Below are 21,272 nucleotides of genomic sequence, written 5' to 3'. Positions count from 1 at the left end.
CGCGCCTGCAATCCGAAACGCAGACTCACTCGACTTGCTCGCGCACGCGGGCGGCGCCATCGCGCAGACGATCCAGGCCCTGTTGCGAAACCGAGTCGACCGGCATGAACCGCGTGGTTCGGAAGAACAGGGTCATGGCTTCGCGCGCGTCGGGATCGTTGGCCGCCTGCAACAGCACTTCGCGCAGGCGCGCCTCAACCTTGGGGTCGAGGTTGCCGCGCACCATCTCCAGCGCGCGCGGATAATCCGGGGTCTGGTAGATGACCTTCATGTCGGGACGGAACGCCGCCGGCATCCGTCGCTCGTCTTCCCAATCCAGGCTGCTGAACACGCCGGCATCGACCAGGCGTTTATGCACCCACGCAGCGATGTTGAGTTCTGAGCGCGCGAAAACGTAGCCCACCGAATCCGGTGTAGGCCTGTCCATCGGCGACAGCAGTATCTCCATGTGCAGGCCACGATCCAGCAGGGTCGAAGCAGGAACGATATAGGAACTGGTCGAAGCGGTGCTCTGGAAGGCGATGCTGCGGCCTTTCAGGTCGGCCAGCGAATCGATCCCGCTGTCCTTGCGCACGAAGAACACCGAGTGGTAACGGCTCACTCCGCCGCGCTCGGTCAACAGCAAGGGTTTGGCCCCGGCGCGCTTCTGCAGCTGCATCGCGGTACCGGCGGTCTCGGTGACCCAGTCCACACGCCCGCGGCGCAGGTAACTGGTCATCTGCTGGGCGTCGCGCGCCATCAGGATGCGGCCTTCGGTGATGCCGACGTCGCGCATGCGCGGCACCACGTAATCCAGCAGGGGTTTGAGTTGCTCGTAATGGGCCTTGGGATCGTCGCTGATGCGCCCGATGACCAGTACATTGCCGCCGTCGGAGGGGGACGGCACCGCCGGCGCTGCCGTGGCGGGGGCATGCATCAACAGGAGGGCAAGACCAAACCAGGCTATACGCAACGTCAGGGCTCGCATCAACGACAGGTGCGAGACTAGCCGAAAGCTCCCTTGACGGGTAGTAAGCAATTCAGCGCCAATCCGCGCCAATCAGCGCCGACCCTCTCCGGCCAGTCGTGCCATGCGCTGCGCGTCGGCCAGGATGCCGCGCAACAGCCGTACCTCCTGCTCGTTCAGATTGGAGCGCAGGAACAGGCGCCGCAGCTTGCGCATGGCCGATTCCGGGGCCCGGCCCTTGTGGAAATCGATGTCGTCGAGGGTTTCCCCCAACTGGGCGAAAAATCCCTCCAGTTGCGCATGATTCGCTGGCGTCTCGTGGCTTTCTTCGACGGCTACGGGGGCCACTTCTCCCGCTGCAAGCAATGCCACCCGCACTTCGTAGGTCAGCACCTGCACGGCCGCGGCCAGGTTGAGCGAGCTGTACTCGGGATTGGCGGGGATGTGCACCGACGCGTGGCAGAGTTGCAGCTCCTCGTTGCTCAGTCCAGTGCGCTCACGGCCGAAGACCAGCGCCGTCTCGTCCCGGCTGGCGATTTCCACCACCCGTTCGCCCGCCACCCGGGGGTGCAGTTCCTCCAACGCGACCCGCCGGCTGCGCGCGGTGCAGCCCAGCACGAACCTGCAATCGGCCACGGCCTCGGCCAGGGTGGCCACCACACTGGCCGAAGCCAGCAGGTCATCGGCGCCGGCGGCCCGGCGAAAAGCCTCATCCGCCGGGTACTGCTCGGGTGCCACCAGCACCAGTTTCGAAAGTCCCATGGTCTTCAGCGCGCGTGCCGCCGCGCCGATATTGCCGGGGTGTTGGGTACCGACCAGCACGATGCGGATACGGCTGGCGGCGGTTTCCGGGAGCGATTCTTTCGATTCGGCGGGAATGTTCATGGGTGTGGAGGAGTGTTCGTGGGCACAGATGTTAAACTGCGCGCGCCGGTCTACGCGCCGTGCTGCTCTTTAACCATTCGTTCTGCCCCACCCGTCTGCCCTGCCAGTCCGCCCGAGGTCCGTTACCCATGTTGAATCCTGTCATCACCATCATGGTCAAGGCCGCGCGTTCCGGGGGCAACGTCCTGTTGCGCAATATCAACAAGCTCGACAGCCTGAACGTGGTGGAAAAGGAACGCCTGGACTACGCCAGCGAAGTGGATGCCGACGCCGAAAAGGCCGTCATCAAGGAACTCAAGCGCGCCTATCCCGATTATTCGGTGCTGGGTGAGGAAAGCGGCGGCCAAGCCGGCAAGAACGGGCGCTACACCTGGGTCATCGATCCGCTGGATGGCACCAGCAACTACCTGCGCGGTTTCCCGCACTACTGCGTCTCGATCGCCCTGGTCGACAATGGCGAGCCCACCGACGCGGTGATCTTCGATCCGCTGCGCAACGAACTGTTCACCGCCAGCCGCGGCAGCGGCGCCCAGCTCAACGAACGCCGCATCCGCGTCACCGACCGCAAGGATCTGGCTGGCGCCACCATCGGCACCGGCTTCGCGCCGCGCGAACGCGCCCGCGCCGGCGCGCAGCTGGAATGCGTGCGTGAACTGCTGGTGCAGGCCGAGGATGTGCGCCGCACCGGTTCTGCCGCGCTGGATCTGGCTTATGTGGCCTGCGGCCGCAGCGACGCCTATTTCGAAGCCGGCGTGAAAGCCTGGGATATCGCCGCCGGTGTGCTGCTGGTGCGCGAGGCGGGCGGCAAGGTTTGCGACTACCGCGGCGCCAGCATCGCGCGCATGGATTTCCAGGGCGCCAAGGGCCACCAGATCGTGGCGGGCAACATCAAGGTCTGCGAAGCGCTGCAGAAGACCATCGTGTCCTCGGGCTACGCCGCGAGCTTCAATTGATGTCATCTGCGTAGGAGCGGGCCCTGCCCGCGAAGCTTTTGCATCAACCGAAGGAAAAGCGTCGCGGGCAGGGCCCGTTCCTACATCCACATCCGCTCAAAAAAAAGGCCGCGATTTTCGCGACCTTTTTCCTTTGTGGTGCCTGCAGCGCCTAAGGCCGGCGGGCCAGCGCCGCCTCTTCGCGCGCCTTCGGCAACAGATCCTGCTTGGTGACCTTCAGGAACCAGATGGTCAGCAACGGGCAGGCCACGAAGATCGACGAGATCGTGCCGATCACGATGCCCAGCATCTGCGAGATCGCCATGCCTTCCAGCGAGCCGCCACCGTAGAGGTACAGCGCCAGTACGGTAAGGAACGCCACGAACGAGGTGATGATGGTGCGCGACAGCGTCTGGTTGACCGAACGGTTGAGGATCTCGATCGGCTCGGCGCGCAGGCTGCGGAAATTCTCGCGCACGCGGTCGAACACCACGATGGTGTCGTTGATCGAGAAGCCCATCACCGACAACAGGCCGGCCAGTACGGTCAGGTCGAATTCGCGCCCGGTCAGGGCGAAGAAGCCGGCCACGATCAGAACGTCGTGCAGCGTGGTGAAGATGGCCGCCACCGCGAATTTCCATTCGAAGCGGAACGAGATATAGATCAAGAAGCCCACTACCACGAAGATCAGCGCATACAGACCGTTGAGCGCCAGCTCCTTGCCGACCTGCGGCCCGACGAACTCGTTACGCAACATCTTGGCGGCATTGTCCGGCGTGGAGGCCGCAGCCAGCACTTCCCGCACCGTGGTGTTGTCGTTGCCGGAACTGGTCTGGCCCGCACGCGGCTGCAAACGGATCAGCAGATCCTTGCCCGTACCGAAAGTCTGCACTTGCGCGCTGGTGAAGCCTGCGGCGTTGAGCCGTTCGCGCACGCCATCGACGTCGGCAGGCCGGTCGAAGCGTACTTCCACCACCGTGCCGCCGGTGAAGTCCAGCGCGTAATTGAAACCCTTGAAGGCGATGGCGCCCACCGCCACCGCCGCCAGCACCAGCGCGACGGTCAGCGAGACCCAGCGCAAACGCATGAAGTTGAAGTTGGTGTCGTTGGGGATGAGGTGCAACGGGAAAAGTTTCATGTCGGGTCCCCTTAGATGGCCAGCGACTTGAGCTTGCGGCGACGGCCGTAGATCAAGGTGGCGATGCCGCGCGATACGGTCACGGCGGTGAAGACGGAGGTCAGGATGCCCACGATCATGGTGATGGCGAAGCCTTTCAACGGTCCGGTGCCGAACGCATACAGGGCCACACCGGCCAGCAGCGCGGTCATGTTGGAGTCGAAGATGGTGCCGGAGGCCTTGTCGTAACCGGTGGCGATGGCCGCCTGGGGCGGTACCCCGGCACGCAGTTCTTCGCGTATTCGCTCGTTGATCAGCACGTTGGCGTCCACCGACATGCCTATGGATAGTGCAAGTCCCGCGAAGCCCGGCAAGGTCATGGTGGCGCCGAACAGCGACATCACCGCCACCACCATCAACAAGTTGAGCAGCAGCGCCACGCAGGTGATCAGGCCGAACATGCGGTAGTAGATGAGGAAGAACGCCAGCGCGAACAGGAACGAGAACATCACCGCCTTGGTGCCGCGCTCGACGTTTTCGGCGCCCAGGCTGGGGCCGACTACGCGTTCTTCGATGAAATCCATTGGCGCGGCCAGCGAACCTGCGCGCAGCAGCTTGGCCAGGTTCTCGGCTTCGGTCTTCTCCAGGCCGGTTGTCTGGAAGTTCTTGCCGAAGACGCCCGCGATGCGCGTCGGCGCAAGCGCTTCTTCGCTCACTTTGGTCGAGCGCACTTCCTTGCCGTCGACGATGGTGACTTGCGGGATGCGTTCGATGTAGACGACCGACATCAGCTTGCCGACGTTGGCGCTGGTGAAGTCGAACATGCGCTGGCCGGCGGCGGCATTGAGCGTGATGTTGACCGCAGGCAAGCCGTTCTGGTCGGTGCCGGTGCTGGCGGTGACCATCTGGTCGCCGGAAGCGAGTACGCGTTTGCTCAGCAGCACCGGCGTCGGCTTGCCGTCGGGACCGGCCGAATCGCGCAGATAATAGATGCGCGCCTCAGGCGGCACGTTGCCGCTGGCCAGCGCGTCCTGCGCGTTGCCGTCGATGACCGAATGGAATTCAAGCGTCGCGGTGGCGCCGATCAGGCGCTTGGCCGCAGCGGTGTCCTGTACGCCGGGCAGCTGCACCACCACGCGATCCTCGCCCTGGCGTTGGATGATGGGTTCGGCCACGCCGAGTTCGTTGACGCGATTGCGCAAGGTGGCGATGTTCTGCTCGATCGCATCGCCGGAAATCTGCTGCAGCTCGCTTTGCGGCAGGGTCACATTGATGCGGTTGCCGTCGATCAGATAGGTCAGTGCCGGGCCCACCGAAGCCGCACTGGCGTTGGCGGCGCTGCCTGCCAGCGCGGTACGCGCCTTCTCCGCATTCTCGCCCGCAGCCAGGGTCACCACGATGCTGTTATCGGCGCGACGCTCGACCGATTCGTAGCGCACGCGCTTGTCGCGCAGGGTGACGCGCATGTCCTCGGCGTAGGCGTCCACGCGCTTGTCCAGCGCCGCCTTCTGGTCGACCTGCATCACGAAATGCACGCCGCCCTGCAGGTCCAGACCGCGGACCATGGGACGCGCGCCGAAGTCGCCCATCCAGTCCGGTACTGTCGAAGCCAGATTCAGGGCCACGATGTAGTCATCGCCCAGGTCCGTACGCAGCGCGTCGTTGGCCTTGGTCTGCGCGTCCAGGCTGGGCATGCGCACCAGCAGGCTGTCTTTTTCCTTGTCCAGCGATTTGGCGGCGACGCCCGCTTTCTTCAGGGAGGCCTGTATGCGCTGGTTCAAGGCGTCGTCGATCGCGAAACCGCGATTGGCCGTGATCTGCACCGAAGGATCGGAGGGGTAGATGTTGGGGAGCGCGTACAGCACGCTCAACAGCACGACCAGCAGGATAGCGATGTATTTCCAGCGCGAAAATTCAAGCATCGGGGAGTTCCAGAGAACGTAGACCGTAGCCCGGGCGGAGCAAGGCGATACCCGGGGATTTGCGTCGGATCTTCATGGCCGCCCGGACGTCGCCTTCGGCGGCATCCGGGTTGCCGAAGCCGATCAGGCGGACTTGAGCGTGCCCTTGGGCAGCACGTTGCCGACCGCAGCCTTCTGCACGCGCACGCGCACGTTGTCGGCCACTTCGACGGTGACGAAGTTGTCGCCGATGTCGGTCACGGTGCCGGCGATGCCGCCCGAGGTGATGACTTCATCGCCCTTGGACAGCTTGTCCAGCATGCCGCGGTGTTCCTTGGCGCGCTTCATCTGCGGGCGGATCATCAGGAAATACATCACCGCGATCAGGATGATCGGAAACAGCAGCATGCCGAATCCACCACCGGCGGGAGCAGCGCCTGCGGCCTGGGCATGGGCGGTGGGAATAAGGAAATCGAGCAGGTTCATCAGGTAATCCGATAAGGCCGAAAACAGCCGGGAATTATGCCATGGGGGCGGGCCGGCGTCCCCGCAAGTATGGAAATGGGCCGAAATCGCTGGAAAGTCCCCTGTTGACAGGGAAAAGACCTTTCGATTGGCGGAAGGTTCCGCTGTTTTTCCTTCTCCCCCTGGGAGAAGGTGCCCAAAGGGCGGATGAGGGAATGGATTTTCAGGTCGTAGCGCAAGTTCCCGTGGGCCTGAATTTCTCCTCCCTCATCCGGCGCTTCGCGCCACCTTCTCCCGGTGGGAGAAGGGAAAAGCACTACCCCCGCGCCGCGTAGAACGACGCCCGGAACGCCTCGAAACGCCTCTGCTCGATCGCCTCGCGCATGCCCGCCATCAGCTTCTGGTAGTACCAGAGGTTGTGCAGGGTGCCCAGCATGGGCGCCAGCATCTCGTTGCAGCGGTCCAGGTGGCGTAGATAGGCCCGGGTGAAACCGTTGCGGCAGGCATAGCAGCCGCAACCCGGCTCGATCGGGTCCAGGTCCTGCTCGTACTTCGCGTTGCGGATGCGCACCGTGCCGGTGGAAGTGAAGTAATGGCCGTTGCGCGCATTGCGGGTGGGCATGACGCAGTCGAACATGTCCACGCCGCGCGCCACCGCTTCCACCAGATCCTCGGGTCGGCCCACGCCCATCAGATAGCGCGGACGGTCGGAGGGCAGCAGCGGGTGCATGTGTTCCAGCATGGCGTTGCGTTCGTGCTCCGGCTCGCCGACCGCCAGACCGCCGATGGCGTAGCCGTCGAAGCCGATCTCCTGCAGCCCATCCGCCGACCGCGTGCGCAGTTCCGGATGCACTCCCCCCTGCACGATGCCGAACAGCGCCGCATCGTTGCCTTCATGCGCGTTCTTGCTGCGCAATGCCCAGCGCAAGCTCAACTCCATCGAACGCGAGGCGACTTCTTCCGTGGCCGGATACGGCGTGCACTCGTCGAAGATCATCACGATGTCCGAATCCAGCGTCTTCTGGATGCGCATGCTTTCTTCCGGGCCCAGGAACACCTTGCTGCCGTCCACCGGCGAATTGAAGGTGACGCCCTGCTCGGTGATCTTGCGCTGATGCGCCAGCGAGAACACCTGAAACCCGCCCGAATCGGTGAGGATAGGTTTGTTCCAACGTGCGAAGCTGTGCAGGCCTTGGTGCTTGGCGATGACCTCCAGACCGGGGCGCAGGTACAAGTGGAAGGTGTTGCCGAGAATGATCTCAGCACCGAGCTCCTCGATATGCTCGGGAAGGATTCCTTTCACCGAACCATAAGTGCCGACCGGCATGAACGCGGGCGTTTCCACGGTGCCGCGCGGGAAAGTCAGACGCCCGCGGCGGGGCGTGCCGTCGGTGCCCAGCAGTTCGAACGACATGCGACTCATGCGGGGCGGCTCATAGAGGAAATATCTCGCGGCAACGAAACTCCAGCGACGTCATCCCAGCGCAAGCTGGGATCCATTTTGATCTTGCTCTTCACGTATGGCTCCAAAGTCAAGATGGATCCCAGCTTGCGCTGGGATGACGACTGAGCTTGCACGCGCGCGCCCATCATTCCGACGCTTCCGGAAACAGCAACATCGCATCCCCATAGGAAAAGAACCGGTATTGCTCGCGCACCGCATGCTCGTAAGCCGTAAACACCCGATTCTTGCCCGCGAAAGCCGACACCAGCATCAACAGCGTGCTTTCCGGCAAATGAAAGTTGGTCAGCATGGCGTCTACGCTGCGGATGCGGTAGCCCGGGAAAATGAAGATTTGCGTTTCCCCGGCGAATGGCTGCAACTGCCCGTCGCCGGCTTGAGTCACGCGTGAGGCCGATTCCAGCGCGCGCACCACCGTTGTGCCCACGGCGATAACTCGCCCACCGCGCGCGCGCGTTGCGCGCACCTGCTCGACCAGCGCAGCGCCCACGTTCAACCATTCGCTGTGCATGCGATGCTCGCGCACGTCGTCCACGCGCACGGGCTGGAAGGTGCCCGCGCCCACGTGCAGGGTGACGTGGCCGAATTCGATGCCTTGTTCGCGCAACGTTTGCAGCAACGCATCGTCGAAATGCAGGCCGGCGGTCGGCGCGGCCACCGCGCCGAGTTCGCGCGCGAACACGGTCTGGTAGCGTTCGTCGTCGTCGATCCCGGGATCGCGGTGGATATACGGCGGCAGCGGTAGGCGGCCAGACTTCAGCAGCCAGCTTTCCAGCCCATCGTTCACGTGGAAGCGCAGCTGGTAGAACTCGCCGTCGCGTCCCAACACTTCCGCTTCGCCGCCCGCATCCAACGCAATGCGGCCGCCCGGCTTGGGCGACTTGCTGGCGCCGATCTGCGCGCGCGCCCGGTTGTCCGGCAAAAGGCGCTCGATCAAAATTTCCACCCGTCCGCCGCTTTCCTTCTGCCCGAACAGCCGCGCCGGAATCACACGCGTATCGTTGAACACCAGCAGATCGCCCTTGCGCAGCAATTGCGGAAGATCGCGTACTTGCCGATCCGCAAACGGCGCGCCATCCGGCGGCACCACCAGCAGACGGCTGGCGGAACGCTCGGCCAGCGGCTCCTGCGCAATCAGCTCAGGCGGAAGTTCGTAGTGGAAATCGGATTTCTTCAACGTGATGGGCCCTGGAAGGCCGCGCATTGTACGTGAGCCTAGCGCTCGAACTTGGTGGAAAGGATCAACGCCGAGGTGGTGCGCTCAACGCCATCGATTTCGCCGATGCGGTCGGTCAGCACGTCCATTTCGGCCATGGTCGGCACCACGCCCAAGGCGATCAGGTCGTAGGAGCCGGTCACCGAATGCAGCAGGCGCAACTCCGGCATGGCCCGCAATGCCTTGGTCACGGCCACCATCTGCTTGGGCTGCACCGCGATCATGATGTGGCCGCGGATCTGGCCGTGTTCGTATTCGTCGGCCAAGCGCACTGCATAACCGCTGATCACGCCCTGGCGCTCCAGGCGGTCGATCCGGCTTTGTACGGTGGTGCGCGAGAGCCCGAGCCGGCGGGCGATATCTGCAGTGGAGGCGCGAGCGTTTTCGCGCAGCAGGGAAAGCAGCAACTGGTCGGCAGGGGTGATCTTGGTCATGGGGGTTTGGATTTTCGTCGATTAGACGAAAATTATCATGAATCAGTCGAATCATCACTATCAAACGACGAAATTATCCCGATAATGATCCGCTTGCCGCCAAATATTATGGAGAGCGCCATGACCCTGATCGAAAAACTCGCCCCGCTGCGCGCTCACACGGGTACACGCATGACCACCGGTCTGGACGACGCCACCTTGCTGCGCCTGGCCAAATCGCATCCGGAGCTGGAAGCGGCGGTTACGGCCGCTGCCGCCGAACACGAAACTCTGCGCGATGAGTTCGCCGACCTGTTCGCCCTGGACGAAGACGCGCAGCTGCGCGCCGTGCAAGGCGGCTACGTCAACTTCTATTCTGAAGACGCGATCAATCCCTATGTCGCCCTCGCCGCCCGCGGTCCCTGGATCGTCACCATCAATGGCGCGGTGCTGTACGACGCAGGCGGCTACGGGATGATCGGCTTCGGCCACACGCCCGAAGCGGTCTTGGAAGCCATGTCCAAGCCGCAGGTGATGGCCAACATCATGACCCCCAGCCTGTCGCAGCTGCGCTTCGACCGCGCCCTGCGCAAGGAAATAGGACGCACCCGCGGCGGTTGCCCGTTCGCCAAGTTCCTGTGCCTGAATTCCGGTTCCGAATCCGTTGGCCTGGCCGCACGTATCGCCGACATCAACACCAAACTGCAGACCGATGCGGGCGCCAAGTACGCCGGCCGCATCATCAAGCGCGTGGTGGTGAAAGGCAGTTTCCACGGCCGCACCGAGCGCCCCGCGCTGTACTCGGATTCCTCGCGCAAGGCTTATCAGCAATATCTGGCCAGCTATCGCAACGAGGATTCGGTGATCGCGGTCGACCCCTATGACGCCGAAGCGCTCAAGCGCGTATTCGCCGATGCGGAGAGCAAAGGCTGGTTCGTCGAGGCCGTGTTTCTGGAGCCAGTGATGGGCGAAGGCGACCCCGGCCGCTCGCTGCCGCCGGCGTTCTACGCCGTGGCGCGCGAACTGACCCGCAGCCACGGCAGCCTGCTGCTGGTCGATTCCATCCAGGCCGGCCTGCGCGCGCATGGCGTGCTCTCCATCGTCGACTACCCGGGCTTCGAAGGCCTGGACGCGCCGGATATGGAAACCTATTCCAAGGCGCTGAACGCCGCGCAATATCCGTTGTCCGTGCTGGCCGTGAACGAGCGTGCGGCCGGCCTGTACCGCAAGGGCGTGTACGGCAACACCATGACCAGCAACCCGCGCGCGCTGGACGTGGCCTGCGCCGTGCTGAACCTGCTCACCCCGCAGCTGCGCGAGAACATCCGCAATCGCGGCGCGGAAGCCATCGAGAAACTGGAAAAGCTGAAATCCGAACTCGGCGGCCTGATCACCAAGGTCCAGGGTACCGGCCTACTGTTCTCGTGCGAGCTCGCGCCGCAGTTCAAATGCTACGGCGCCGGCTCCACCGAGGAATGGCTGCGCGAACGCGGCCTCAACGTGATCCACGGCGGCGCCAACTCGCTGCGCTTCACTCCGCACTTCGCCATGACTTCCGACGAGCTGGATCTGCTGGTCGGCATGGTCGGACAGGCATTGCGCGAAGGTCCACGCGCCGAACAGGCCGCAGCCGCATAAGCGCCTAATCGAATCGCGCTGCGTTGGCGCGACTCTCGTGTTCCAGTAAAGCCGGGCTCGCCCGGCTTTTTTTTGCGCCCTTCGCGCCATGTGTCGCCGCGATGACAATCGTCGCCCGATTCGCGGCATGCGCGAATCGGAAACGAAACTGCAATCAGCCGTATCGCTCGCGACGCCCGCGTCATATTTTCGCCACAACCCTCCCGTAGAACATGCGGATTAACTTCACGGGGAAGCGTGGCAATGAAGAAGAACCTCCTGGCGGCGAGCCTGTCGCAGGCCTTGGCGTGCGCGATGTTCGCGTCGATACCGGCCATTGCGATTGCGCAGACCGAGCCGCAGACGCCCGATGGCGCCAGCGAAGCCAAGCAGTTGGACACGATCGTGGTGCAAGGCGAGATCGCCTATCGCAACCGCACCGACGACACCGCGCCGGTGTTGTCTTATGACCTCGAATATTTCCAGCGCTTCGAGCCATCCACCGTCGGCGATATGCTCAAGCGCTTGCCTGGCGTGACCTTCGTCGGTTCCGACATCATGGAATTCGACGGCGTGATGATGCGCGGCATGGCCGCCGGCTACACCCAGGTGCTGATCAACGGCAAAAAAGTGCCGGGTGCCGGCGACGACCGCTCGTTCTGGGTGGACCGCATCCCGGCGGAAATGGTCGACCACATCGAAATTCTGCGTAGCACCAGCGCCAACCGCAGCGGCGACGCCATAGCCGGCGCGATCAACATCGTGCTGCGCGACGCCTACGCGTTCGATGGCAGCTACCTGCGCATCGGCTTGACCCGTTGGTACGACGGCGAAGTGAATCCCACCTTCGGTGCCGTGACCAGCGGCGAAGCCCTGGGTGGCCGCCTCCTCGCTGGTATCAACGTGCAGGACCGCTACCGCGCCAAGATCAAGCGTTCGGACCGCTACTCGGATCCGTCGATGGAAGAGTTGGTTAGCTTCGAGGACCAGACCGAAGTGAAGGACGGCCGCGACTACTCGGCTAACCTCTCCTATACCGCCGACGTCGGCGAGACCGGACGCTTCAGCATCGACGGCTTCTACGTCAAGACCGACCGCGACGTTAAGGAGATCTCGCACGAGATCGAGTACGACGACGAGGATGTGATCGAGGCCAACGTGCCCGGCTTCAATCCCATCGACCAGAAGAACTGGGGTATCGGCGCCGAGTACAAGTTCGACATGGCCGGTGGCACCACCGAATTCGACCTCGACTACGCCAAGTTCGAGGACAACAGCGCCGAGCGCGAGGAGTCGCACGAATACGTCAATGGCGAATGGGATGCCTCCGAAGCCGAGGCCTCGGCCGTGGAAGCCGACGACACCGAGACCAGCTTTAAGATCGCGCACAAGCGCCCCGCGGGCAGCGCCGAACTTGAGTTCGGCGTGGATTACCGCAGAAAGAAACGCGACATCGTCTACACCAACTACGAGTGGGAAGGCGAAGAGGAAGGCGACCCGGTGGTCTACGAACTGGACGGCACCATCGGCTCGTTGATCGAGGAAACCCGTGTCGACCCCTACCTCATGCTCTCGGGAAAGGGTGAGGTGTTCTCGTGGGAAGCCGGCCTGCGCTACGAAACCACCAAGTCGGATATCCGCTACAGCGAGGACGACGAAGTCGAAGGCGCCGCCAACAAGGACTACAACGAACTGCTGCCGTCGCTGCACCTGAAGTGGGACCTGACCGACGCCGACCGCATCAGCCTGTCGCTGGCCAAGAGCGTCAAGCGCCCGAACTTCAACGAGCTGATCCCAGCGCTGCTGGACGGCGAATACGGCGACAACGACTACATCGGCAATCCGCAGCTCGAACAGGAAACCGCCAACGGCATCGACCTGGGCTTCGAACACCGCCTCGGCAAGCACGGCGTGATAGGCGTGAACTTCTTCTACCGCGACGTGAAGAATCTGATCGAACTGGTCAATACCGGCGAATGGAGCGAAGACGCGCAGGACACCTACGAAGAGGACCTTGAGGAATTCCTCGAGGGGAACCCGGGCTCGACCGAGGACGATTTCGAGTTCGAACCGGAAAGCTGGCTGTTCACCTCGGCCAACGTCGGCGACGGCAAAGTGTATGGCGTCGAATTCGACCTTTCCACGCCGCTGACTGCGCTGGGCCTGCCGAACACCGGCGTGTTCTTGAACTACTCCTACCTCAACAGCAAGGTCACCGACTTCATCGGCGAGCGCCGCTTCAACGACCAGGCCAGGAGCGTCTACAACATCGGCTTCATCCAGGACCTGCCGTCGTGGGCGGCCAGCTTCGGTGCGACCTACCGCAAGCAGGGCGATGCCTTCAGCCGCGTGCTGGCCGAGGAAGTGACGGTCAAGTACGGCGACGATCTGGAAGTGTTCGTCGAGAAGCGCTTCGGCAAGACGCTCTCGGTGCGGCTGAGCGCAGCCAACCTGTTGGACGCGTCGAAAGACGAAATCTTCCACAAGTTCGACAACGAGGCCGACCAGATCGACCGCGACTACGACGAATACGAGTTGGAATCGGAAGAGGCCGGCCCGAGCTATCAGCTGGTCATGCGCTGGGCGTTCTGATCGCCCGGCGTGGGAGCGGCTTCCAGCCACGAGCTTTTGTTGGCAGCATGCCGTTGGCGGCATGCTGTAAAGCAAAAGCTCGCGCCGGGACGGCGCTCCCACGCTCTGGTTTGGACAGTGCGTTTCGACAGTGCGTGAGGCTTGAGGCAGACTGGCTTATCTTCCTTGCCGATAACCTCCATCATGAAAATCGTCGAAGTCCGCCATCCGCTGGTCCGTCACAAGATCGGCTTGCTGCGCAACGCCAGCCTCAATACCAAGGATTTCCGCGAACTGGTGACCGAACTGGGCACGCTGCTGGCTTATGAGGCCACGGCGGACCTGGAAACCGAACCCGAAACGATGGCCGGATGGGCCGGCGACGTGCAGGTGCAGAAGATCGCCGGCGCCAAGATCACTCTGGTGCCGATCCTGCGCGCGGGCCTGGGCATGCTGCCGGGCGTGCTGGCCCTGATTCCCACCGCGCGTGTCAGCGTGGTCGGCCTGCAGCGCGATGAAGAGACCTTGCAACCGGTGCCCTACTTCGAACGGCTGACCGGTCGTCTGGAGGAACGCGATGCGCTGATCCTGGACCCGATGCTGGCCACCGGCGGCACGCTTATCGCCACCATCGACATGCTCAAACGCGCGGGTTGCCGGCGCATCAAGGGCATCTTCCTGGTCGCCGCGCCGGAAGGTCTGGCGGCTTTGGAAAAGGCGCATCCGGATGTGGAGATCTACACCGCGGCGATCGACGATCGGCTCAATGAACGTGGTTACATCTTGCCTGGTCTTGGCGATGCGGGCGATCGGATTTTTGGGACTCGGATTGGGTGATGCTTTTCCCTTCTCCTTCGGGAGAAGGTGCCCGAAGGGCGGATGAGGGAATGGAAAATCAGCTTGTAGCGAAACTTACCGGCGAGTCGTTCTCCCGCCCTCATCCGTCGCTTCGCGCCACCTTCTCCCGGAGGGAGAAGGGAAGCATCAAGCGGCCAACGGCCTTGCGTGTAGTTCGGCCACTTCGTGGGTCGTGCCAAACCTACCCTTCTCATCCCGCGTCACCTGCGCCAGCGCGCATTGCGTGTCGTGGGTGAAGAACAGATGCACATTGCGCGCCAGCTTGTCTTCCAGGAAGGCGCGTTTCTCGTCGATCAGCAGTTCCGCATTGCGGTCGTAGCCCATGGTGATGGGCACATGCACCCAGGACCGACCCGGAATCAGATCTGCGCAGAACACCACGCCGCCATGGGCCTGGCCATCGACAATTTCCGGCCCAACGATTTCCGCCAGCATCAGTCCAGGCGTGTGTCCGTCGCTGTAACTGAAGCGTACGCTCTTGCCCAACACTTGCGAGTGCTCGCCTTCCACGATTTCCAGCCGTCCACTAGCCTGCAACAAGGCTGGCAGTTCGGGAATGAAACTGGCCCGATCGCGTGGATGAGGATGCAAGGCGCGTTGCCAGTGTTGTGCGCCGACTACATAGGTCGCGTGGGGGAAAAGCAGTTCGGGCGCCCTGCCCTCCGCCCATGGCGCTAGCAAGCCGCCCGCGTGGTCGAAGTGCAAATGGCTCAGCACGACGACATCCACATCCTGGTGACCGAAACCGGCGGCAGCCAGCGACTCCAGCAGCACATGCTGCGGCTCCTGCACGCCGTAGCGTTCGCGCAGCTTCGGTTCGAAGAACGCGCCGATGCCTGTTTCGAACAGTACGGTCTTGCCGTTGAGCGGACTGGCCAGCAGCGCGCGGCATGCCAGCGAGATGCGGTTTTCCTCGTCCGGCGGCGACCACTTCTCCCATATGGCGCGCGGGGCGTTGCCGAACATCGCGCCGCCATCGAGTTTCTGCGAATTGCCGAGCAGGGACCAGAGCTTCATAAACCCATTGTACTCCCGCCCTTGTAGGAGATCGTACCGGCTTCGCGACTCGCGTCGCTCCTACAGCCATCGTGTAGGCGCTAATCCTTCTCGGGTACGGCCGAGAAATAGAAAGTGAAAGCACCCTTGCTTTCGTCGTCTGCTTTGACAGCGATAGGCGCCAGCACACCTGCCGAGCTCACCCAGCCTTGTCCGGTTACCGTGGGTTCGCCGGCCTTCTTAAACCAGCCGCCACGCCAACCCTTGATGGTGATGGGAATGCGTTTGCCGGACGCCAGTTCGAGATCTGCACTGGCATCGCGATCCTCGCCGACCACCACGATGTTGCGGCCACCTTCGGACGTCATCGAATCCTGCTGGAACGCGTACAGGGGCTGCCCATCCGCTTCGATGGAAAAGCGCCAGTCCGCGGTTCCCACTGCGCCGTCTTGCTGCACCGCGATGCGCTGCAAACGTAACTGCAGTTGCTGTGGAAGGGCAGGCGCGACAGGTTCCACGGGATTGGCGGTCGCTACCACCGGAGCCGGCGTCGCAGGCTCATCCTTCAGGTCACTGCGGATGTTCACATAGACCGTGGTCAGCGCCGCAAGCAAGGCCGCGCTGCCCGTCAGGATGGCAGGCAAATGGGTGACGACTGGCTTTTTCTCGTTGTCCGCCACGCGGAACTCCTGCCAATGGATGGGTGGATCGCCGGGGATTCTATCGCCGATGACCCGGATGCAATCGACCGCTGCCTTCAAGGCGAAGGCTTCAGTTCAACCTTCGCCTCGCCCACCGGATTGCGCGGATCGGCGCCGCCCGAGAGCGTATTGTCCCTGCGGTCCCACATCACCGTCTGCAGGTTGCCCCAGACATGGCTGGAGCCGCGCCCGCCCGTGGCCGCATCGCCCGGCAGATCGACCTGGTGCCCCATCTGCTTCAGCGCTTCGGCGACCTGCGGCGTGAAAGCGCCGCTTTCGGCCGAGATCACATCGGGCAGCCACTGGTGGTGATAGCGCGGCAACGCGGCCACCTGCTGCGCCGACAAGCCGGCGTCGTACCCCAGGATGCCCAGCAGGACCATGGTGATGATGCGGCTGCCGCCCGGCGTGCCCAGCACGGCGACTTTTTCGGGCGATTCCATGAAGGTCGGCGTCATCGAACTGAGCATGCGCTTGCCGGGTTTGGGCGCATTGGCCTCGTAGCCCATCACGCCGAATGCGTTCGGCGTGCCGGGCTTCAGCGCGAAGTCGTCCATTTCATCGTTGAGCAGCACGCCGGTACCGGAGGGAATGAGCCCCGAACCGTAAAGCAGGTTCACCGTCTGCGTACCACCGACGCGGTTGCCTTCGGCATCGATGATGGAAAAGTGCGTGGTCTCTTCGTCTTCCAGCGGCGTCGGCTTCCCGGACAGCAGGTCGCTGGGCGTGGCCTTGTCTGGATGGATGGTGGCGCGTAGGCCCTGCGCGTAGTCGCGGCTGGTCAGCACTTCTTGCGGGATGTCGACGAAATCCGGATCGCCCAGGAAGAAGGTGCGATCGCGATAGGCGCGGCGCATCGCCTCGACGACCAGGTGCGTGCGATGCGCCTCGTCGAGCTTCTGCAGATCCCATGGCTCGAGGATCTGCAGCATTTCGACCAGCGCGATACCGCCGGAAGACGGTGGCGGCGCCGTAGTGATCTTCCAACCGCGATACTCGAAGGAAATGGGCGTGCGTTCTTTGACCTGATAGGCCGCCAGTTCCCTCGCCGTCCAGCGACCGCCGGCCTGGTTCACGCCCTTCAACAGCTTCTTCGCCGTTTCGCCGCGATAGAAACCATCGAACCCCTTCGCCGCCAGCAGTTCGAACGTGTGCGCGAGCTCCGGCTGGCGGAAGATGTCGCCCTCCTGGATGGGCTTGCCGTTGCGCAGGTAGACCTCGCGCGTGCCGGGATAGCGCTCCATGACTTCGCGGCGGGAGGCATAGCCCTTGGCCATGCGTGCATAAACCGGGAAACCCTCTTTGGCGATGCGGATGGCGGGCGCCAGCGAAACCTGCAGCGGCAACCGTCCATGCTTGCCTGCCAGTTCGACCAGCGCCGCAGGCAAGCCGGGAATTCCGGCCGACCAGGGACCGTTCACCGAACGGTCGCGGTCCAGCTCGCCGTTCTTGTCCAGGAATTCCTCAGGCGTAGCCGATTCGGGCGCGTACTCGCGCGCATCCAGCATCACGTCCTTGCCGGTTTTGGCATCATGCAACAGGAAGAAGCCACCGCCTCCCAGGCCGGAACTGATCGGCTCCACCACCGAGAGAGTGGAGGAAACCGCCACTGCGGCGTCGAAAGCATTGCCGCCTTCGGCCAGGATCTGCAGACCCGCTTCGGTCGCCAGCTTGTGGCCCGAAGCGATGGCGGCGCCGGGAGGATGCGTCGCGGCCGCTGCGGTTTGCGGCTGCGCCTGGGGCGACAGGGCCAGCGCGAATACCGGCGCCAGCGAAAGGACGAGCGCTAAAAGAAGACGGGTGGAGAATCGCTCGGTAGAGAGTCGATCGGTAGAAAGTTGATCAGTGAAGGGTCGATAGGGCTTCATGCCTGCTCCTGTTGAAGCCGGCGCAGCTTCGCCAGCAGATCCTCCTCACTCTCAGGATACGCCGGATCGGGATCGATGCACTCCACCGGGCAGACGACCACGCACTGGGGCTCGTCGAAGTGACCGACGCATTCGGTGCATCGCGCCGGATCGATCACATAGATGGTTTCGCCCATGGCGATGGCCTGATTGGGGCAGGCGGGCTCGCACACGTCGCAATTCACGCACAGCTCGTTGATCTTCAGTGACATTTCGGTTGAAGGCTCAAGGACGCTGCTTTGTTGATTCCGAAAATCCCAGTCATCCGGAGGGCGTGGCCGTATCGCGACCACGCCCCGCGGAGATCATTTAGCTTCTACGAAAACGTAGTCGGCGCCAGTGGCGGTGACCGCGGCCTTGACCCGCTCGCTGTCGGCGGCCTGGCCGATGAAGATGATCTTGACCTTCTTCATGGTGTCCGGCGGCACGGCCTTGAATCCGGCCACCGCGATGTCGGCCATCTTGGCCGACTCGGGCGAACCGAACGCGATCAGGTTGCCGCCGACGATGCCGCGCGCCAGGGCATTGCTGACCTGGTCCAGCTGGCCCTTGTAGTCGGCTTCGAACTTAGGATTGCTCTGGCTGGTCAGGTAGTAGACGAACGGGCTATTGGTGATGTCGCCCATGTTGCGGGAAACCACATCCTGCAGGTACGCCTTCCAGGCAGCATCGTCGGCGGTGGCGGGTGCGGTGAGCGGGGCGGCTTCGACCGGCGCTGCGGCTTCCTGCTTCTTGCAGGCGGCGAACGTCAATACGAGGCAGGCGGCGAGCAACAGTCGTGTAGCGATCTTCATGGTTTCTTCCCCTCCAGATAAGTCTTGCGATGAATGGTACGGCATGGATCAACCCGCAGTCTTGAGCTGCCATTGTTCCTGCAGCGCCACGGCCACGGCCTGCGGCACGAAACCGGAAACATCCCCGCCCAACCGCGAGATTTCGCGCACCAGCGAGGACGAAATGAAGCCATATTGCTCGGCCGGGGTCAGGAACAGCGTTTCCACTTCCGGAATCAGGTGGCGGTTCATGCTGGCCAGCTGGAACTCGTATTCGAAGTCGGAAACCGCGCGCAGGCCCCGCAACAACACACCGCCGCCGACTTCATTGACGAAATGCGCGAGCAGCGAATTGAAGCCGCGCACGTCCACATGCGGATGGTGGGCGACAGCTTCGCGCGCCAGCCTTACCCGCAGTTCGAGCGGCAGCGCCGGACCTTTGCCCGGGCTCTCGGCGACGCCGATGATCAGCCGTTCGAACAGGGGGGCGGCACGATCGATCAGGTCGATATGGCCATTGGTGATGGGGTCGAACGTGCCGGGATAAACCGCGATGCGGGTGCGTGCCACAGTCATTCAGGAACCGCCACGGAAACGTTGCCATTCAGTGTATCAGCGCCGCGCCGGTCGGGTGCGCGGTAGAGGGCGAAGCGCACCTCGCGGGTGCGGCCTTCGCGATGCAGCCCCCATTGCGGCGGCAACGCCGGCGCCTGATCGTGGGGCGATTCGAGGTATACCCAGGCCTCAGGCGCCAAGGTCGGCAGCAGGGCCTCCAGGGTCGCCTGCCACAGATCCGCGCTGAAGGGCGGATCGACGAAAGCCAGGTCGAATGAAGCCGCCGGCTGTCGCGCAAGCCAGGCCAACGCGTCGCTCTGCACCACTTCGACAGACTCCTGCGCCGACAGACGCGTGACCGTCTCGCGCAGCGCCTGGGCAAGGACCGCGTCGCGTTCCACCAGCACGGCGCGTGTCGCGCCCCGGGACACCGCTTCCAGGCCCAGCGCGCCGGTGCCGGCGAAAACATCGATGACCCGCGCACCCGGCAGCACCGGTATCAACCAGTTGAACAGGGTTTCGCGCGCACGGTCGCTGCTGGGACGCAGACCAGGACTGACGGATACCGGCAGGCGCGTGCCGCGCCAGCGGCCGCCGATGATGCGGATCTTGCCGGCCTCGGCCTGATCTTTGCGGGAGTGGGAAGCGGGTTTCATCGGGGGCATCCGGGTGCCGGTGCTAGCATGTGCGCATTCTCCGATATCCCCGAGCAATGGTCAGTTTTTTCCGTCGCAAGAAGCCCGCCTCCGGCTCCGAAACCCCGCCTGAGACCGACGCCACGCGCCGATACAGCCTGGAAGAGCTAGCCGCAACGTTCCCGGAAGCCGCCGCGGAAAGCGTACCCGCCGATCCGGCCGTGGTCGCCGAAACCGCCCTCGAACCGCCAACCATCGCCGCAATTCCGGCTTCGGCGCTCCCTGCCTCCGCGCCTGCCGAAGCCAACCAGCCGCCCCCCGCGCCGGCCGGTAAACCGGGATGGCGCGAACGCCTGCGCGGCAGCGGCTTCGCACGTGGCCTGGGCGGGTTGTTTTCCCGCAATCCCAAGCTGGACGACGACCTGCTGGACGAAATCGAGACGGCGCTGCTTACGGCCGACGTCGGCGTGCCTGCAACTTCAGCCTTGGTCGAAAGTCTGCGCAAACGCATGAAGGCGCGGGAATTCAGCGACGCGCAGGCCCTGCTCAAGGCCCTGCGCGCGGAACTGATCGCGATGCTGGCCCCGGTGGCGCTGCCGTTGCAGATCGATCGCGCCTCCCAACCCTTCGTCGTGCTCACGGTCGGCGTCAACGGCGTGGGCAAGACCACCACCATCGGCAAGCTGGCGCGCCGCTTCAAGGAACAGGGCCATAGCCTGATGTTGGCCGCGGGCGACACCTTCCGCGCCGCTGCGGTGGCGCAGCTGCAGACCTGGGGCGAACGCAACGGCGTGCCGGTGATCGCACAGGGCCAAGACGCCGACGCGGCGTCGGTGGCGTTCGATGCCTTGCAGGCCGCCAAGGCACGCGGCATCGAAGTGCTGATCGCCGATACCGCCGGGCGCCTGCACACGCAACAGGGATTGATGGCCGAATTAGGCAAGATTCGTCGCGTGCTGGGCAAACTCGACCCCACCGCGCCGCACGAAGTGCTGATGGTCATCGACGGCACCACCGGTCAGAACGCGTTGTCGCAGCTGCGTCAGTTCCATGCCGCCGTCGGCGTCACCGGACTGGTGGTGACCAAGCTGGACGGCACCGCCAAGGGCGGCGTGGTGTTCGCGCTGGCGCGCGAGTTCGGCATCCCGATCCGCTATGCCGGCATCGGCGAGCGCTCGGAGGACTTGCGCGTGTTCGATGCCGAAGCCTTCGTCGATGCGTTGTTGCCGGAAGCGCTCGGCACGTGAACATGCCGTCAGGTATTTAGAAGCCGTTCGTGGTGAGCTTGTCGAACCACGCTCTTGGCGGGAATCCTTCAGGTT

20 protein-coding genes are annotated in these 21,272 nt (G+C 63.6%); 5 read left to right on the top strand and 15 right to left on the bottom strand.

The window, feature by feature from the left end; all coding sequences use genetic code 11:
- Positions 1-25: 25 nt before the first annotated feature.
- Together AC1DTQ_RS00140 and AC1DTQ_RS00135 are read right to left on the bottom strand one after the other, a co-directional pair.
- Positions 26-976: a phosphate/phosphite/phosphonate ABC transporter substrate-binding protein gene (locus AC1DTQ_RS00140; protein WP_477848331.1), complete on the bottom strand. Its 951-nt coding sequence runs from the start codon at positions 974-976 to the stop codon at positions 26-28.
- A 63-nt stretch (positions 977-1,039) separates the two neighbouring features.
- Positions 1,040-1,831, bottom strand: a complete 792-nt coding sequence (locus tag AC1DTQ_RS00135) for an RNA methyltransferase (protein ID WP_477847024.1) — start codon at positions 1,829-1,831, stop codon at positions 1,040-1,042.
- A 128-nt stretch (positions 1,832-1,959) separates the two neighbouring features.
- Between AC1DTQ_RS00135 and AC1DTQ_RS00130 the strand changes: the two genes are divergently transcribed.
- Positions 1,960-2,784 carry an inositol monophosphatase family protein gene (locus AC1DTQ_RS00130; protein ID WP_477847023.1) on the top strand — a complete coding sequence of 275 codons (825 nt, stop codon included), beginning with the start codon at positions 1,960-1,962 and terminating at the stop codon, positions 2,782-2,784.
- A gap of 151 nt (positions 2,785-2,935) precedes the next feature.
- Here the strand turns inward: AC1DTQ_RS00130 and secF are convergent, their stop codons facing one another.
- The 6 genes from secF to AC1DTQ_RS00100 all read right to left on the bottom strand — a co-directional run bounded on the left by secF (position 2,936) and on the right by AC1DTQ_RS00100 (position 9,358).
- On the bottom strand, positions 2,936-3,901 hold the full coding sequence (secF, locus tag AC1DTQ_RS00125; RefSeq protein WP_477847022.1) for a protein translocase subunit SecF: 966 nt from the start codon (positions 3,899-3,901) through the stop codon (positions 2,936-2,938).
- A gap of 11 nt (positions 3,902-3,912) precedes the next feature.
- Positions 3,913-5,802, bottom strand: a complete 1,890-nt coding sequence (gene secD, locus AC1DTQ_RS00120; protein ID WP_477847021.1) for a protein translocase subunit SecD — start codon at positions 5,800-5,802, stop codon at positions 3,913-3,915.
- A 123-nt stretch (positions 5,803-5,925) separates the two neighbouring features.
- Entirely contained in the window at positions 5,926-6,267 is a 342-nt protein-coding gene (yajC, locus tag AC1DTQ_RS00115; protein WP_093281540.1) for a preprotein translocase subunit YajC, read from the bottom strand.
- A gap of 295 nt (positions 6,268-6,562) precedes the next feature.
- The gene (gene tgt / locus AC1DTQ_RS00110; RefSeq protein WP_477847019.1) at positions 6,563-7,669 is read right to left on the bottom strand and encodes a tRNA guanosine(34) transglycosylase Tgt; all 1,107 of its coding nucleotides are present in this window, start codon (positions 7,667-7,669) and stop codon (positions 6,563-6,565) included.
- 166 nt (positions 7,670-7,835) lie between these two features.
- A complete protein-coding gene (queA, locus tag AC1DTQ_RS00105; RefSeq protein ID WP_477847018.1) occupies positions 7,836-8,912 on the bottom strand; it encodes a tRNA preQ1(34) S-adenosylmethionine ribosyltransferase-isomerase QueA in 1,077 nt (358 codons plus the stop codon).
- Positions 8,913-8,923: 11 nt separating this feature from the next.
- Positions 8,924-9,358, bottom strand: coding sequence for an Lrp/AsnC family transcriptional regulator (locus tag AC1DTQ_RS00100; protein WP_093281553.1), 435 nt, complete (start codon positions 9,356-9,358; stop codon positions 8,924-8,926).
- Positions 9,359-9,478: 120 nt separating this feature from the next.
- On the opposite strand from AC1DTQ_RS00100, the gene AC1DTQ_RS00095 reads away from it, so the two are divergent.
- The 3 genes from AC1DTQ_RS00095 to upp all read left to right on the top strand — a co-directional run bounded on the left by AC1DTQ_RS00095 (position 9,479) and on the right by upp (position 14,362).
- Positions 9,479-10,975, top strand: coding sequence for an aminotransferase class III-fold pyridoxal phosphate-dependent enzyme (locus AC1DTQ_RS00095; protein WP_477847017.1), 1,497 nt, complete (start codon positions 9,479-9,481; stop codon positions 10,973-10,975).
- Between the two features lie 243 nt (positions 10,976-11,218).
- The gene (locus AC1DTQ_RS00090; RefSeq protein WP_477847015.1) at positions 11,219-13,546 is read left to right on the top strand and encodes a TonB-dependent receptor plug domain-containing protein; all 2,328 of its coding nucleotides are present in this window, start codon (positions 11,219-11,221) and stop codon (positions 13,544-13,546) included.
- Positions 13,547-13,729: 183 nt separating this feature from the next.
- Positions 13,730-14,362, top strand: a complete 633-nt coding sequence (upp, locus tag AC1DTQ_RS00085; RefSeq protein ID WP_477847013.1) for a uracil phosphoribosyltransferase — start codon at positions 13,730-13,732, stop codon at positions 14,360-14,362.
- Between the two features lie 147 nt (positions 14,363-14,509).
- On the opposite strand, the gene AC1DTQ_RS00080 is transcribed toward upp, so the two are convergent.
- The 7 genes from AC1DTQ_RS00080 to rsmD all read right to left on the bottom strand — a co-directional run bounded on the left by AC1DTQ_RS00080 (position 14,510) and on the right by rsmD (position 19,980).
- Positions 14,510-15,400 carry an MBL fold metallo-hydrolase gene (locus AC1DTQ_RS00080; RefSeq protein WP_477847012.1) on the bottom strand — a complete coding sequence of 297 codons (891 nt, stop codon included), beginning with the start codon at positions 15,398-15,400 and terminating at the stop codon, positions 14,510-14,512.
- Positions 15,401-15,480: 80 nt separating this feature from the next.
- Positions 15,481-16,140: a hypothetical protein gene (locus tag AC1DTQ_RS00075; protein WP_477847011.1), complete on the bottom strand. Its 660-nt coding sequence runs from the start codon at positions 16,138-16,140 to the stop codon at positions 15,481-15,483.
- The gene (gene ggt, locus AC1DTQ_RS00070) at positions 16,137-17,948 is read right to left on the bottom strand and encodes a gamma-glutamyltransferase (RefSeq protein ID WP_477847010.1); all 1,812 of its coding nucleotides are present in this window, start codon (positions 17,946-17,948) and stop codon (positions 16,137-16,139) included. The genes AC1DTQ_RS00075 and ggt overlap by 4 nt, the downstream gene beginning before the upstream one ends.
- A complete protein-coding gene (locus AC1DTQ_RS00065) occupies positions 17,945-18,199 on the bottom strand; it encodes a YfhL family 4Fe-4S dicluster ferredoxin (RefSeq protein WP_310089942.1) in 255 nt (84 codons plus the stop codon). The genes ggt and AC1DTQ_RS00065 overlap by 4 nt, the downstream gene beginning before the upstream one ends.
- A gap of 93 nt (positions 18,200-18,292) precedes the next feature.
- Positions 18,293-18,781 carry a hypothetical protein gene (locus tag AC1DTQ_RS00060; RefSeq protein WP_310089941.1) on the bottom strand — a complete coding sequence of 163 codons (489 nt, stop codon included), beginning with the start codon at positions 18,779-18,781 and terminating at the stop codon, positions 18,293-18,295.
- A 48-nt stretch (positions 18,782-18,829) separates the two neighbouring features.
- Positions 18,830-19,336 (bottom strand): pantetheine-phosphate adenylyltransferase, encoded by a 507-nt coding sequence (coaD, locus tag AC1DTQ_RS00055; protein ID WP_310089940.1) that lies wholly within the window; start codon positions 19,334-19,336, stop codon positions 18,830-18,832.
- Positions 19,333-19,980, bottom strand: a complete 648-nt coding sequence (gene rsmD / locus AC1DTQ_RS00050; RefSeq protein ID WP_477847008.1) for a 16S rRNA (guanine(966)-N(2))-methyltransferase RsmD — start codon at positions 19,978-19,980, stop codon at positions 19,333-19,335. Before rsmD ends, coaD begins: the two co-directional genes overlap by 4 nt.
- Before the next feature lie 47 nt (positions 19,981-20,027).
- On the opposite strand from rsmD, the gene ftsY reads away from it, so the two are divergent.
- A complete protein-coding gene (gene ftsY / locus AC1DTQ_RS00045) occupies positions 20,028-21,197 on the top strand; it encodes a signal recognition particle-docking protein FtsY (RefSeq protein ID WP_477847006.1) in 1,170 nt (389 codons plus the stop codon).
- The last annotated feature ends 75 nt before the right edge of the window (positions 21,198-21,272 follow it).

The sequence above is a fragment of the Pseudoxanthomonas sp. P4_B2 genome, from assembly GCF_056402315.1.
This window is presented reverse-complemented; position numbering and strand designations above follow the sequence as displayed.